General features: G+C 57.2%; 12 protein-coding genes. 7 read left to right on the top strand and 5 right to left on the bottom strand.

The window, feature by feature from the left end; all coding sequences use genetic code 11:
• Positions 1 to 34: 34 nt before the first annotated feature.
• A complete protein-coding gene (gene cadR, locus ZBT109_RS07190) occupies positions 35 to 487 on the bottom strand; it encodes a Cd(II)/Pb(II)-responsive transcriptional regulator (protein WP_027705813.1) in 453 nt (150 codons plus the stop codon).
• A gap of 81 nt (positions 488 to 568) precedes the next feature.
• On the opposite strand from cadR, the gene ZBT109_RS07185 reads away from it, so the two are divergent.
• The 7 genes from ZBT109_RS07185 to ZBT109_RS07155 all read left to right on the top strand — a co-directional run bounded on the left by ZBT109_RS07185 (position 569) and on the right by ZBT109_RS07155 (position 9,922).
• Positions 569 to 2,797: a heavy metal translocating P-type ATPase gene (locus ZBT109_RS07185; protein ID WP_084261878.1), complete on the top strand. Its 2,229-nt coding sequence runs from the start codon at positions 569 to 571 to the stop codon at positions 2,795 to 2,797.
• Positions 2,798 to 3,101: 304 nt separating this feature from the next.
• Positions 3,102 to 3,338 carry a heavy-metal-associated domain-containing protein gene (locus ZBT109_RS07180; RefSeq protein ID WP_232012823.1) on the top strand — a complete coding sequence of 79 codons (237 nt, stop codon included), beginning with the start codon at positions 3,102 to 3,104 and terminating at the stop codon, positions 3,336 to 3,338.
• Between the two features lie 141 nt (positions 3,339 to 3,479).
• Entirely contained in the window at positions 3,480 to 5,507 is a 2,028-nt protein-coding gene (gene uvrB, locus ZBT109_RS07175) for an excinuclease ABC subunit UvrB (RefSeq protein WP_027705811.1), read from the top strand.
• Between the two features lie 236 nt (positions 5,508 to 5,743).
• The gene (gene nei, locus ZBT109_RS07170) at positions 5,744 to 6,562 is read left to right on the top strand and encodes an endonuclease VIII (protein ID WP_027705810.1); all 819 of its coding nucleotides are present in this window, start codon (positions 5,744 to 5,746) and stop codon (positions 6,560 to 6,562) included.
• 273 nt (positions 6,563 to 6,835) lie between these two features.
• Entirely contained in the window at positions 6,836 to 7,291 is a 456-nt protein-coding gene (locus ZBT109_RS07165; RefSeq protein WP_027705809.1) for a hypothetical protein, read from the top strand.
• Positions 7,292 to 7,586: 295 nt separating this feature from the next.
• Positions 7,587 to 9,011 (top strand): cardiolipin synthase, encoded by a 1,425-nt coding sequence (cls, locus tag ZBT109_RS07160; RefSeq protein WP_027705808.1) that lies wholly within the window; start codon positions 7,587 to 7,589, stop codon positions 9,009 to 9,011.
• A 20-nt stretch (positions 9,012 to 9,031) separates the two neighbouring features.
• A complete protein-coding gene (locus tag ZBT109_RS07155) occupies positions 9,032 to 9,922 on the top strand; it encodes a LysR family transcriptional regulator (protein WP_027705807.1) in 891 nt (296 codons plus the stop codon).
• A 169-nt stretch (positions 9,923 to 10,091) separates the two neighbouring features.
• Here ZBT109_RS07155 and ZBT109_RS07150 read toward each other — a convergent pair whose 3' ends face one another.
• The 4 genes from ZBT109_RS07150 to mgtE all read right to left on the bottom strand — a co-directional run bounded on the left by ZBT109_RS07150 (position 10,092) and on the right by mgtE (position 14,582).
• On the bottom strand, positions 10,092 to 11,036 hold the full coding sequence (locus ZBT109_RS07150; protein WP_027705806.1) for a nucleoside hydrolase: 945 nt from the start codon (positions 11,034 to 11,036) through the stop codon (positions 10,092 to 10,094).
• Positions 11,037 to 11,156: 120 nt separating this feature from the next.
• Entirely contained in the window at positions 11,157 to 12,089 is a 933-nt protein-coding gene (locus ZBT109_RS07145) for a ribokinase (RefSeq protein WP_027705805.1), read from the bottom strand.
• Positions 12,090 to 12,107: 18 nt separating this feature from the next.
• Positions 12,108 to 12,704 (bottom strand): phosphatase PAP2 family protein, encoded by a 597-nt coding sequence (locus tag ZBT109_RS07140; protein ID WP_027705804.1) that lies wholly within the window; start codon positions 12,702 to 12,704, stop codon positions 12,108 to 12,110.
• Positions 12,705 to 13,208: 504 nt separating this feature from the next.
• A complete protein-coding gene (mgtE, locus tag ZBT109_RS07135) occupies positions 13,209 to 14,582 on the bottom strand; it encodes a magnesium transporter (protein WP_051524066.1) in 1,374 nt (457 codons plus the stop codon).
• Between the last annotated feature and the right edge of the window lie 201 nt (positions 14,583 to 14,783).

Here is a 14,783-nt window from a genome sequence, read left to right as displayed (position 1 = left end):
TAAGCCATGTTACGTGGTCGCGGTGACCGGTAGCTCAGTGTACGCCGCCTAGGTGGTCTGTCGTGCGGAAGGCGGTCTGATCTTTATCCTCGCGGGGAGCGGTCAGTTCCTGAATGATGGCGCAGTCATCCACATCGCGGTCGGCACTGCAGATAGTGCTGAGCGCCTTGAGTTGCTGCTCCAGTTGCTGCAGCTCGGCAATGCGATGGCGGACGTGAGCCAGATGCTCGCTGATAATGGCGTCGATGGGGCCGCAATCCTTGCCGTGGTTGTTCATTGCATGCAGCAGGGCGCGGATCTCCTCATGGGTCATATCCAGTGCGCGGCATCGGCGGATGAACAGTAGCTTCTCCAGATGAGCGGCGTCGTAGTGCCGGTAGTTGTTCTCGGTATTGCGGCGCGGAGCCTGCAACAGCCCTTCCTTTTCGTAATAGCGCACCGTTTCGATCGGGCAGCCTGCCTTGCGTGCCAGTTCACCAATCTTCATGTCCGTTCCGCCTTCGCTTGACCCTGTAGTTAGATCAGGGTTTCTAATGGCGCAGTGTAGTGAATAGACGAGTCGATTGAAATGAACGATTGCACGGAAAAGCACCACGCGCACGATCATGATGCCGCTACCTGCTGTGGTCATGGGCATTGTCATGACGGCGCTAGCGAAGCTCCTGCGGTCAGCTACGCCCCTGTCGGCGGCTCTCAAGCCGTGGCCGGAGGCTGGCGGACCGACATCCGTATCATGCAGATGGACTGTCCGGTTGAAGAAGCGCTATTGCGGAAGAAGCTGGGCGGTATGCCGGCCGTGACGGCGCTGGAATTCAACCTGATTCAGCGGGTACTGACGGTCACGCATCAGCCCGAGGCGTTGGCATCCATCCTGGCGGCCATCCGCACGCTTGGCTTCGTCCCCGAAATAGCCGAAGACGATGATGAGAAGTCCTCGCTATTGGTAGCGCGCAAGCCGTGGTGGCCGCTAGCGCTGGCCGGAATAGCAGCGTTGGGCGCGGAAACCGTACACTGGCTAGGGGGGCCGCTGTGGGTGGAAGCTGGGCCTGCGCTGTTGGCCATCATGCTGTGCGGGCTGACCACGTACCGAAAGGGTTGGATCTCAATTCGTAACGGTAATCTGAATATCAACGCGCTGATGAGCATTGCGGTGACGGGGGCGCTGGTGCTCGGACAGTGGCCGGAAGCGGCGATGGTCATGGTGCTGTTTGCCATTGCCGAATTGATCGAAGCAAAATCTCTCGACAGTGCACGCCATGCCATCGGTTCATTGATGAATCTGACGCCCGACACGGCACGTGTGCAGCAGGCCGATGGAACATGGCAAGACATGGCTGTAAGCGACGTTGTGCTAGGCAGCCGCGTACGCGTCAAGCCGGGTGAGCGGATCGGTCTGGACGGCGAGATCGTCGCCGGGCGAACCTCTATTGATCAGGCGCCAATTACCGGCGAAAGCATGCCCGTCGATAAGGCGGTGGGGGATGCGGTCTTTGCTGGCACCCTCAACCACTCTGGGGCATTCGACTACACCGTTACTGCTGCGGCCAATACGACCACGCTTGCGCGCATCATTCACGCGGTGGAAGAGGCTCAGGGGAAAAAAGCACCGACGCAGCGTTTTGTCGACCGTTTTTCACAGGTCTATACCCCCGTCGTCATTGCTGTGGCGGTAGCAGCGGCCATCCTGCCACCCGTGCTGGGTATAGGCGGTTGGCAGGAATGGCTGTACAGGGCATTAGTGATGCTGGTGATCGCATGCCCTTGTGCGCTGGTGATCTCGACGCCCGTCACTATCGTCAGTGGGCTGACTGCCGCGGCTCGCAAGGGGATTCTGATCAAAGGGGGCGTTTATCTTGAACTAGGGCGCAAGCTGCATGCGCTGGCGCTAGACAAGACCGGTACGTTGACGCACGGTCAGCCAGTGCAGACCGATATGACGGTATTCGGCACCGACAGTGAACGAGCCGTGCAGGCGCTGGCGGCGAGCTTGGCTTTCCTCTCGGACCATCCGATATCTCAGGCCATCGTTACCGCCGCCGCTGAACTGCCGTTGCAGGAGGTCGAGGATTTCGAAGCGCTGGTGGGGCGCGGTGTTCGCGGCATGATGGCAGGGCAGCCCCATGCGCTTGGCAGCCTGCGGTTGACCGAAGAAACGCTGGGCTGTTCCGATGACGTTCGACAGGCTGTGGCGCAGCTAGAGCGACAGGGCAAGACGGTCATCCTGCTCAATGATGGACAGCGGGTGCGCGGGCTGTTTGCCGTCGCTGATACCGTCAAGGACTCCAGCCGCGACGCCATTCGACGGCTGCATGCTCAAGGCGTCAGAACGGTCATGCTGAGCGGTGACAATCCCCATACGGCCAGTGCCATTGCTGCACAGGTTGGCATCGACGACGCGCATGGTCTTCAGCTGCCGCAGGACAAATTGCGTTTCGTTGAGCGTTGTTCGCGCCGTGGCGTGACCGGCATGGTCGGGGATGGCATCAACGATGCGCCCGCGCTGGCGGCCGCGGATATCGGCTTTGCCATGGGAGCGCTGGGTACCGATACCGCTATTGAAACGGCTGATGTGGCGCTGATGGACGATGACCTGCGCAAGATTCCAGCCTTCATCCAGCTTTCCCGACAGACTTATGCCGTGCTGGTCCAGAACATCAGCCTTGCGTTGGGCATTAAGGCGGCATTTATGGTGTTGACGCTCGCGGGGATGGGGACGCTGTGGATGGCTGTGTTCGCCGATGTCGGCACCAGTCTTCTGGTTGTGGCGAACGGGCTAAGACTGCTGCGTAGCAAATAACCGCGATAGGGTGGCGGTGTGTGATCGCCACGGCTGCGGATAGCCACAGGATAGCGGCCTACTGACTAAAAACAGGGCTGTGGTGCGCCGCTGGCCCGAGGAGCGGTTTCTTTTCTTCGCGCGGATAGGGCATTGAGGCCCTCTGGTCCTGCGTTGTCGCCAAGCGTCATCGGCAGCGGTTGCCTGGTTTTCTGGGCGATAGCGTCACTTGATCAACTTCCTGATTATTGACGATATATGGCGGCATCTGCGGATATGGCACGCACCCTGCGTTAACGTTACACTTGGGATTAAAGGCGCTTTCATGGAAGCGCCATTTTTCATTCACGCAGGTAAAGAGAACCATTCGATGGCCATCACACTGGAACTGGAAGGGCTGAAGAACGCCAACGATGTTAACGCTTTGACTACGGCGCTGATCTCACTCGACGGTGTCGAGAATGTTGAAGTAGCGCTTCACTGGGCAGAAGTGGAAGGGCGTGTCGCACGTCGTGCGGTCGAAGACGCTGTGCGTAAGGCGGGTTTCCGCATCAAGTCCTGAGCCGTGAAAGGGGTTTCAATCCCGCTCTTGAAAGATGCTTCGAGTGAACATATATACAGTATTCCAAGTGGCTATACTGTGTAGAGCAGTATGTCATTTGTCACTAGCGAATCATCCGCGTTGAGCGAGGAGGCCCGTCTCATGAGCAAGCCCTTCAGGATCGTATCCCGGTATACGCCTGCTGGTGATCAGCCTGCAGCCATTGATGCCCTAGTGAAAGGCGTTGAGGCAGGGCTGGCCCACCAGACGCTGCTAGGGGTCACGGGCTCGGGTAAGACTTTTACCATGGCCAACGTCGTCGAGCGTCTGCAGCGCCCGACGGTCGTGCTGGCCCCCAACAAGACACTGGCTGCTCAGCTGTACGGCGAATTCAAAGCGTTCTTCCCCGATAACGCGGTCGAATACTTCGTGTCGTACTACGACTACTATCAGCCAGAGGCGTACGTGCCTTCCTCGGACACCTTTATCGAAAAGGATGCGTCCATCAACGACCATATCGAGCAGATGCGATTGTCGGCGACCAAAGCGCTGATAGAGCGTCGTGATGCTCTGATTGTGGTATCGGTATCTGCGATCTACGGGCTGGGTAGCCCCGAGCTGATGAAGAAGATGCGCTTGCACTTTAACGTCGGCGAACAGATCGACCAGCGCTCGTTCCTGCGCAGTCTGGCCGAAATGCAGTACACCCGTAACGACGCCGATTTCCGCCGCGGTACCTACCGCGTGCGCGGTGATGTGATCGATATCTTCCCCGCCGATGCCGAAGACCAGGCCATTCGCGTCGAACTGTTCGATGATGAAATCGAAGGTATCAGCCTGTTCGATCCGCTAACGGGCGCGATCCAGAGCAAGGTGGCGCGTATGACCATCTTCCCGAAAAGCCACTATGTTACGCCGCGCGAAACCATCCTTGAGGCAGTGGAAGGTATTAAGCTAGAACTGGCCGAGCGTCTGGACTGGCTGCGTAAGCACGATCGTTTGGTTGAAGCGCAGCGTCTTGAGCAGCGCACGCGCTACGACATCGAAATGATGCTGGAACTGGGGTACTGCAACGGTATTGAGAACTATTCGCGCTATCTGTCGGGCAACGCGCCGGGTGAAGCACCGCCTACGTTCTTCGATTATATGCCACCTGATGCTCTGCTCTTCATTGATGAATCGCACGTCAGCGTACCGCAGATAGGTGGGATGTACCGCGGCGACCGTTCGCGCAAGGAAACGCTGGTGGAATACGGTTTCCGGCTGCCCTCTGCGCTGGATAACCGCCCAATGAAATTCGAGGAATGGGAAGCAGCGGTGCCGCAGACCATCTTCGTATCGGCGACGCCAAGTGCCTACGAAGAAGAGCACTCCGGGCAGGTCGTCGAGCAGGTGGTGCGTCCGACAGGTCTACTCGACCCCGAGGTCGAAGTGCGACCGGCATCGACGCAGGTGGATGATCTGTTGTCCGAGATCAACAAGCGGGTTGCGGTTAAGGAGCGCGTAATCGTCACCACGCTGACCAAGCGTATGTCAGAAGACCTGACCGAGTATCTGGACGAGCACGGCGTGAAGGTGCGCTATCTGCACTCCGATATTGACACTGTCGAACGTGTCGAGATCATTCGCGACCTGCGCCTTGGCAAGTTTGATGTGCTGGTCGGGATCAACCTGCTGCGCGAAGGGATCGACATCCCTGAGACCTCGCTGGTGGCGATTCTTGATGCCGACAAGGAAGGGTTCCTGCGCTCCACCCGATCACTGATCCAGACCATCGGGCGTGCGGCACGTAACGCGCACGGTAAAGCGATTCTATACGGTGATCGCATCACCGACTCAATGCGCCGCGCTATCGATGAGACTGCTCGCCGCCGTGAAAAGCAGATGGCCTTCAACGAGGAACATGGCATCACACCGAAGACCATCACCAAAAGTGTCGAGGATATTTTGGAAGGTGCTCAGGCACCGGGGGCACGCAAGAACCGTCGCCGTGGCGAGCAGCAGAAGGGGGCTGGCGTACAGATTGACCGCGAAGCGCTGTCATTGATGACGCGACCGGAAGTGCAGCAGGCCATTGGTCAGGTCGAAGATCAGATGCACAAAGCGGCCAAGAATCTGGAGTTCGAGCAGGCGGCGGCGCTGCGCGACCAGCTGCACATGCTCAAGGAGCGCCAGCTTGAACTGCAGTAACCTCATTGAGCGGCTTCCAGTGGCACGCTAGATGATGATAACGACAGGCTGGCGGCGACAACCGCTGGCCTGTTGTCTTTCTGGGTCTGATCGCAGGGTGCGAGCCTCTGCTGCTCTGGATTATGGTGAGGCGCGAGCGCGTTTCATCGTGTCTGTCTGGCGATAGGCACGATATCCGCCGTCACTGTCTGACTCGCCATTATAAGCATTGCAACCATAAAAAAGAGGGAGACACCATGCCTGAAGGCCCCGAAGTACGCCGTATTGCTGATCGCCTTGCCAAGGTATTGACGCCGACGCCATTGGAAGACGTCTGGTTTTCCTTGGCTGATCTGAAACCGTTCGAGAAACGTCTGGTTGGGCAGCGGGTGACCCACGTGGACAGTTGGGGGAAAGCGCTGCTGCTGACGTTTGAGGATGGGCACGTGCTGTATACCCACAATCAGCTGTATGGGCGTTGGGCCGTTGGGCGTGTGCATGCGCCGCCATCACTGTCGCGCGCATTGCGCGTTTCGTTGGTGACCGATCGCCATATAGCGCAACTGTACAGTGCCACCGATATCACGCTATGGCATCGCGATACGATCCACGAGCATCCGTTTCTTGCAAAGCTTGGGCCTGATGTGCTGACACACGGCGTAACGATAGAGCAGATTCTCGAACGTTTTGAACAGCCACGCTTCGCTCGGCGGCGGCTTGGCGGTCTGCTGCTGGATCAGGCGTTTCTGGCCGGCATCGGTAACTACCTGCGCTCCGAGATTCTGTTTTTTGCGGGACTGATGCCGCACTGGAAAGTGGCCGATCTATCACCTGTAGCGCGCGAGCGTTTGGCAAGCGTCATTCTCGACGTGACGCAGCGTGCTTGGCGTCAGGCTGGTGTGACCAACATTGACGCTTGGCAAACGCCTCTCAAAGCCGCCGGGCTAAAACGAGCGCAGTGGCGTCATGCCGTTTTCAACCGTGCAGGGGAGCCGTGTCATGCCTGCGGTACGTTGATTGAGCGCCAAGACGTAACCTCGCGTCGCCTTTATTACTGCTCCCACTGCCAGCGTTGATGTCCCGTATTGGGAACACGTTAGAAGAAACCAAACTAAAAAAAGAACGACGGGTGTCGATTATCATGTTGATTTTGTAGATAATCATTCCCTTCAATATAAAACAGTCCCACTTAGAGGCTGTTTCATAACCTGAGCGATTACGTTTGCCCTTTCTAAAATAGACGGCTTTTGCTGCAAATTTTTGGTTTGAAGCCCCCTCAATGGCATGGGTATTGGGGTTATGAAATATGCTCTTAGGGGCTACAAGATGATGACGTTTAAGGGACATTCATGAAAGCACTGTTCATTGCAGCGGCTGCCGCACTGCTGCCAGCGACCGCTATGGCCAAAGGGGCAACGTATACCTATCAGGATCGTACGGAATGTTCGGCGTACTACTCCACGCTAGGCACGATCGGTGATTTTAAGGACCTGAGCGAAATAGAAGCGAGCAGTTGGGCTGGTCGGATGAACTACGAAGATGAACAGGCCCATCCTGAAGACGACATTCTGCACAGCGGCAAGATTTTCCATGATGTGAGCAGCCGTTATAGAGCGATGCAAAGTGAGCTGCCGCGTAATCCTAGCGCACAGGACCTAGCGGCCTTCCGTGCTAAGTACGATAAGAAATGTCGTGCCATTGCGAAGCAGCAGTGCGCATTGGCTGAGGCGGGTGGTAATGCATGCGATGTGTTCACACCCGCAGAACGCGAGAACATCTATAGTAGCAGCGACAACCGCCACTAAATGAAACAGCGGTATAGAGCAATGCCTCGCCTTGTGCGGGGCATTGTTGTTTTGGGCCTTCGCCCATACACACCCGCCAGTCGTCGTTCAGCTTCACACAGGGTGGACGGGATGATTAAGCCAGTGCCCTCATGTATCCTCTGCCTGTACGCTATGCTTTATAACACCATGATCTCTGCTGTTATAAAAAGATCATCGGAAGCCATGCCCACACTGCCATCATTGCGCTGACAGCGCTGGGCCTTTCTGCCATTCACGCACGAGGCGCCTTACTGTGATTGAATCCGACACCTCGATGCTGGCACTTTTCGGCGCGCTATTTGTGTTGTTCTTTCACGCACTGGGTGTTCTGTCCGGTGTTATGGCGCTGATGTCCAGCCGCACTTCGCAAGGGGCGATTGCGTGGCTGATCTCATTGGTCACTTTTCCCTATCTGGCCGTGCCAGCGTATTGGTTCCTAGGACGTCCGCGCTTCTACGGCTACGTTAACGCACGCGGCGAGCGCGATAACGTATTGCGCCGAGAACTGCATCGCGTGCGCAGCCACCTCGATGCCCACCGTTCCTCCCTTCAGGAAGCGCATTGTCGCATACAGGCCATCGAACGCCTTTCCATGACCCCGCTTACCTCCGGCAATCGTGTCGATCTGCTGATTGATGGTGCTGATGCCTTCGACAGCATGTTCGAGGGGTTGAAGCGAGCCGAAGATTACGTGCTGATCCAATTCTTTATCGTTCGCAATGACCGCCTAGGGCGGCTGTTGCAGCAGCACTTGATTGACTGTGCTGAACGGGGTGTGCGGGTCTGCTTCATTTACGATGAGTTAGGCAGCCATCAATTGCCAGAGCGCTACATTCGAACCCTGCGCGATGCGGGTGTCGAGATCCACCGTTTTGGGTCTTCTCGCGGCTGGCGGCACCGCTTTCAGGTTAACTTCCGCAACCATCGCAAGGTGCTGGTGGTAGACGGGCGTGAAGGCTGGGTCGGTGGCCTCAACGTAGGCATCGAATACCTTGGCGAGAAGCCGAGCATAGGCCCTTGGCGCGATACGCATCTGTACCTGCATGGCCCTGCTGTGTTGGGGCTGCAAGAGGCGTTCTGGGAAGACTGGTACTGGGCGACCGAAGAGATTCTGGCGCTGGAGTGGCAGCCGCAGCATACCGAAACGCAGGATCGACAGGTGATCATTGTGCCAACCGGCCCCGCTGACGGGCAGGCAACGGCCAGTCTGATGGTGCAGAACGCCATTAATATGGCGAAGAAGCGCTTCTGGGTCAGTAGCCCTTACTTCGTGCCGGATGAAGGCGTGCAGGATGCGCTCAAGCTTGCCGCGCTGCGCGGTGTCGATGTCCGAGTCATGATCCCCGAACGCCCCGATCACCTGCTGGTATACCTGTCAGCTTTTTCGTTTCTCGGCGATATGATACGCGCCGGCGTCAAGATATACCGTTATCTTCCCGGATTCTTGCATCAGAAGGTGATGCTGGTCGATCAGCACAGTGCCTCGGTTGGCACCGTTAACCTTGATAATCGCTCGTTTCGGCTTAACTTCGAAATTATGGCCTATGTCATCGATTCTGGCTTTGCGCAGGAAGTGGAGGCCATGCTGACGCGTGATCTGGCGCAGTGCCGACAGGTCACGCTTGATGAAATCACTCAGCGACCGCTGTGGCGTAAGCTGGTCTCTCGGGCAGCCTACCTGGCTTCTCCCATTCAATAGTCCATACGGAGGCGTGCTGCATGAACCTTGAAACGAAATGGCTCGACGACTTCGTAGCGTTGGCGGATGCACACAGCTTCTCAGCAGCAGCACGGCAGCGGCACGTTACGCAGCCCGCCTTTAGTCGACGCATCCGTATGCTGGAACAGACGATAGGGCGGACGCTAGTCGATCGTTCCACGTCTCCGGTGCGGCTGACGCCTGTTGGAGAACGGTTCTTGCAGACGGCCAGGGCACTGGTCGAGCAACTGGATGATTGTCTGCCGCGCTTGCAGGCACCTGATGAAGGTACCTTGCTGTCGCTGCGCATCGCTGCGGCCCACTCGCTGGCTTCAACCTTCTATCCAGGATGGTTGTGTCAGCCAGATAACCCGCTCCAGCAGCACCATGTCGAAATTAATGCCATGAACGTTGCTGAGGTTGGCATGTCGGTCATGCTACATCGCCATGATCTGGGGCTGATCTACCATCCTGCCAATATGCCGATGGATGAGCAGATGCAAACGCGTTTCGACCTGCATCGGCTTGGTGGCACTCGTTTGCTTCCCGTCCAACGCTCCGCCGGTGCAGAGCATCGCTGGCTGGGTTATGCGCAGGGAACGTTGCTGGGCCATATGACCTCACTGTTGCCGGTCACGGAAATGCAGCATGATGATCAGGAGCGTCAGCCTACGCACTGCGCGGAAAGCGCCAATGTGCTGAAAGCGATGATCATGCAGGGTATCGGGGCAGGGTGGCTACCAGAGCTACTGATTGATGATGAATTGGAAGCGGGGACACTGGTCACACTGGGTGATGAGCAAGTACTGCTGGATATCATCCTGATACGAGCGCATGAAACGCACCCAGAGCCACTGCGCGATGCACTGTGGCATGCATTGCCGGACAGCTGTGCTGATGAACTGTGGTAAAGGGAGCGGTAACTGAGTGTGTTGAGAAGTAGAAAAGAATGACCGCGCCGTTGAGTGCTGAGGCCTTGTGATGAGCTGTTGACTGCGTAGTGTTGGTTCCTAATGCACAAAGCAAAAACCCCTTGTGCTATTTGGCACAGGGGGTTTTCGAGAAGAACGCTGTGGGTTATCAGGCCGTCAGCACTTCTTCCATCCAAGCCGCCATAGCGTCACCGTCCATGTCGACGCAGACGTCAACGATACCACCCTGTGTCCAGCGGTCATCAAGGTAGTCGCGGTCGGTGGATGCCATCAGGGTCAGGCCTTCCGCCGGCCCTTCGGTGACAACGTGGATATGGCCTTTGGCAGTCTTGAACAGTTCCGGTTTCAGCACCCATGCTACGGCACAGCTGTCATGCGGGCAGCAGCCGTCGATGCCCAGTGCGCCTTCGTAGAAGTCCGCGTAGAAATCGAAGCTATGTTGCAGCACTTTGCCCAGTTCGCCCTGATGGCTGGCGATGCGCTTCATGCGTGCCGGATCAAGAACGGCCTTGTGGGTGACGTCCAGACCTACCAGTGTCATTGGCCATGCCGCGCTCAGCACGCGTTTTGCTGCATGAGGGTCGGAGAAGATGTTAGCTTCGGCGGCTGGTGTAACGTTACCGCCGGTATGAACGGCACCGCCCATTACGACAACTCGTTTGACGCGATCGACGATGGTCGGGTCGAGCTGCAGTGCGGTAGCCAGATTGCCCAGCGGACCTACGGCGACGAGGGTGATTTCCCCCGGACGTTCACGTGTCTTATCGACGATAAACTGCGCTGCACATACGGCTTCAGGTTTGCGCGTCGGGTCGGGCAGCGACTGGTTGCCCAGCCCGTCGGCGCCGTGGATCCACGCAGGAGGCGGGAACGGTGTCTTGACCAGTGGGTAAGCGGCACCCTGTGCTACCGGAATGTCTTGGCCTGCCAGCTCGGTCAGCAGCAGTGCATTACGCGTTGCTGTTTCGACATACACATTACCGAATGTCGTGGTCAGACCGACCAGTTCGATTTCAGGAGAAGCCATCAGCAGGGAAATTGCCTGGGCGTCATCGACGCCAGGATCGGTGTCGAAGATGATAGGGATCGTCATGCTCAGTTCTCCATTCAGACAGAAACGCGCAGGGCAGCACGAAAATTGCGCGCAATAATAATGTAAAAACACGGGGATAGAAAGCCTATCCCCGTGTGTGAACCGCCATGGTCGAGCGAATCAGCGTGTTGCTTCCAGCAGCGCTACTACCTCTTTGCGTGCAGGAATGCTGGACGACGCACCCTCTAGCTGAACGCAGAGTGCTGCGGCTGCGACGGCTTCTTCAAGCGCTTGCTGCGGCGTTGCGCCTCGTACTGTTGCGGCCATAAAGTAGCCGACGAACGTATCGCCTGCGGCAGTGGTATCCACGGCATTCACTTTATAAGCCTCACGGCTTAGCTGAACGTGTCCATCACTGTAAAGCGCGCCCTTGGAGCCGAGCGTCAGCACGCAAGCACAGGACGGGAAGTGGCGATGCAGGCGGGCCATAAGGGCTTCGGGCGTAGCGCAGTCACTGCGTACCTGGGCGTCATCAACGCCTTCGCGCGCGGCTAGTAGATCAATGGCTTCCCCTTCATTAACGAACAGCAGCGATACACCATCGAGTGACAGGCGAGCGACTTCTGCGGTCATGGGCGCAGGGTTGAAGGCGATTGACATCCCTTGATGGTGGGCCTGTTCAAGTGCTTCCTTGAGATGGGCGCATTCATTCTGTACCAGCAGCCAATCGCTGGCTGTGCCGCGGGACAGCGGTGTCGTGACCGTGTCGAGCGGCATGGCACCGTTGGCGCCGTGGAACAGAACGATAGAGTTTTCAGCGGCATCATCTACTTGAATGATGGCATGGCCGCTCAGCAGGTCCTGGCAGTGGGCGATATCGTCGATATGCGCACCTGCCGTGGCGAGGGCCTGAGTTACCCAGGCATCTTGATGGCCGATGGCACCGATGTGTGCAACGTCAGCACCGGCGCGGGCAATCGCTATGGTCTGGTTGGCTCCCTTGCCACCGAGTACCTGGCGGTAGCTGCGGCTGGAGAGGGTTTCTCCCGGACGTACCAGATGGGGAACCCGATACACGTGATCGATATTGATGGAGCCAACATTGTAAATCATGAACGGAGTATCGCTTGCTTAGTGAAAAAGCCAACCTCGCTTGATCAGAGGCGCAAACAGCTTACGGTACAGGCTGCGTAGCGGCATATACAGCGAGGGCATGAACAGAGGACTTAAGACATGGATGATGAAGGCGCTGCTGAACGCAACGATGACCGCACCGGCCATGTCGATCGGGAAATGAACCCCGAGATAAATCCTTGACCAGCCGATCAAAGTGCCCAGCACGGCCAGGCCCAGACCCAGCAAACGCACACGATGGCGCAGCAAGAACGTAAAAGCTACGGTCATGATGACGGTCATGTGATCGCTGGGGAACGACGGATCGGCCTCATGATACAGGAAGTTGTGCCCAGTTGGCATCGCAAACGGTCGAGGATGGTGCCACAGCATGCCGATGACGTTGTTGACCAGCAGTGCCGCTCCTGTCGCCAGCAGTGCATTCAGCATGATGTAGTGATGTTCCGGGTTGCGTCGCAACCAGCAGATCATTAACAGCGTCGGTACTACCCAAATCGCATAGGTCGCAAAGAAGTGCGCCATGCCCAACATGAACATGGAAGGGTGAGCGGGCGCATTGATGTAGGAAAAGACGAGCAGATTGAGCGCTTCCATGGGTGGGGCTGCATCCTCGATAGACCAAGAGTAAATGAAAAAGGCGTCTGCGCTATCGACAGCGATAGGCGCGGATGGTTCGAATGCCGATGAGCGAGGGGCTATATCGGCATGCGCTTATCGTTAAGGTAGACGACAGTTTGGCGCATGTGCACCTGAAATTGTGGTGAGCCGCCATTGCGTACCTTAGCGGCGGTCAGCCGGATGGCGGTACATCGAACGCATGTAGTATAGGAAATGAGCTGCGGCCGTAAGCGTAGGATAGCGCCATCAATAGGGCGTTAAGCGCTTAAGAGCAGCTTTGGTAGGGCATTGCGCTGTGCGGCAGTCGTCGGGGCGGTACCCAACCCTGTGACGGTACAAAGGAAACTGTTGGGCAGGTGTTATGTGAAAGGCAAGAAAGGAAATGGTGGAACGAAGGGGGGACGAAAGGAAAGAGGCTCGGCAGAAACGGCAATGGCACCTAATCGGTGCCATTGTCGAAAGGGTGTGGAATCGGTAAAGCTAACCGCAGCTGACGTGGGGAGTGCCCGTTGCGGCAGAAATGAACATAGACGCCACGGAAAAGAACACCAATACACCACAGGAGTCACACAGGGTAGAGACCAGTGGGCCGCTGGCCGTGGCAGGGTCCAGCCCAAAGCGGTTAAGCAGAAACGGCAGAGACATCCCCAGCAGGCTGCCGACCATGACGATGGCAACCATGCTGATGGCGACCGCACAGGCGACATCAAAGTTGCCGCGGGCGTAGCTGATCGGCGAGATAGCGACGGCCATGGTGATCCCCAGTACGCATGAGATCAGCAGCTCGCGTCCCAGCAGCGATGTCCAGTCACGAATGTTGACTTCCCCAGTACCCAGACCGCGCACCATCAGCGTAGCTGCTTGTGATCCCGCATTGCCGCCGCTACCAATCAACAGTGGCAGGAAGATGACCAGCGCTGCCTGGGCTTCGATCAACCCTTGGAAGTGCGCGATTCCCGCACCGGAGAATAGGCTGCCAAAGACCAGCAGTACCAGCCAGACGATACGCTTGCGGTACAGCGTGAACAGAGATGTGCTGCTCAAGCCCTGTTCGAGCACCCCCACACTCCCTGCACGGTGGAAGTCATCGGTGGTTTCCTTTTCGACGACGTCCATGGCGTCATCGTAGGTCACGATACCGACCAGCTTGTTGTCGTGATTGACGATGGGAATCGCCAAAAAGTCGTAGTGGCTAATCATGCGGGCCACGTCTTCCTGCGGCATATCAGAGCTGGCTGATACCACATCGCTGATCATTACCGAATCAAGGCGTGCCAGCGGATCGGCTAGGATTAGCTGGCGCAGTGACATGGTGCCGGTCAGACGTTGCTGATCGTCCAGCATGTAAACCTGATAGATCGTTTCCGCATCCGGCGCTGTCTGGCGCACCTTGTTGAGCGCTTCCGATACGGTCAAACGCTCGTTAATCGACACGTATTCCGAGGTCATGATCGAGCCTGCGGTGCCTTCTTCATAGCTCGACAGGCGCAGCATGTCTTCGCGTTCCTTGTGCGCCATGCGGCGTAGGATCGACTCGCGGCGTACCGGTTCAAACATATTGAAGACGTCGGCACTGTCGTCGCCGTCCATTTCGGTGAACAGGCGTGCTAGCTCGTCATCGCTCAGTTCTTGGGCGATGCGCAGCTGTTTGTCGGCAGGCAGATAGGAAAAGATTTCGGCGCAGTGCTTGAGTGCAATGCCCTTGAGAAAGAGAGTTGAGATGTCATCGGGTTCGCGCGCAAAGCGCTCGGCGATGTCTGCCGCGGGGGCATCATCAAGAATGTCGTTAAGTGCAGTGAAGTCGCGGCGAGCGAGTGCGCGACGAATGCTGGGCATGAGCTCGATCGTGTTCATGAAGCCTCCTGCAGATCCACCCGTGCAGCAGCCATGAACGTCGATTCACGGTGTCAGGCTGGGGATCCGATGCAGTGTCTACGTCGGTAGTAATGTAGGAAAAGAATGGAAGTGGCGTTACGCCTTGACGGGTCAGGTTCCATTGAGTGGGTCTCTTGTTCGCGCCAATGTGGATAAAGGCGTGCCAACCTTAGACATCTC

This window comes from Zymobacter palmae (genome assembly GCF_003610015.1).
In the GTDB taxonomy this organism is placed as follows: Bacteria; Pseudomonadota; Gammaproteobacteria; order Pseudomonadales; family Halomonadaceae; genus Zymobacter; species Zymobacter palmae.
Note: the sequence above shows the minus strand (reverse complement) of the source record. Positions and strands in the feature narration are given on the sequence as shown.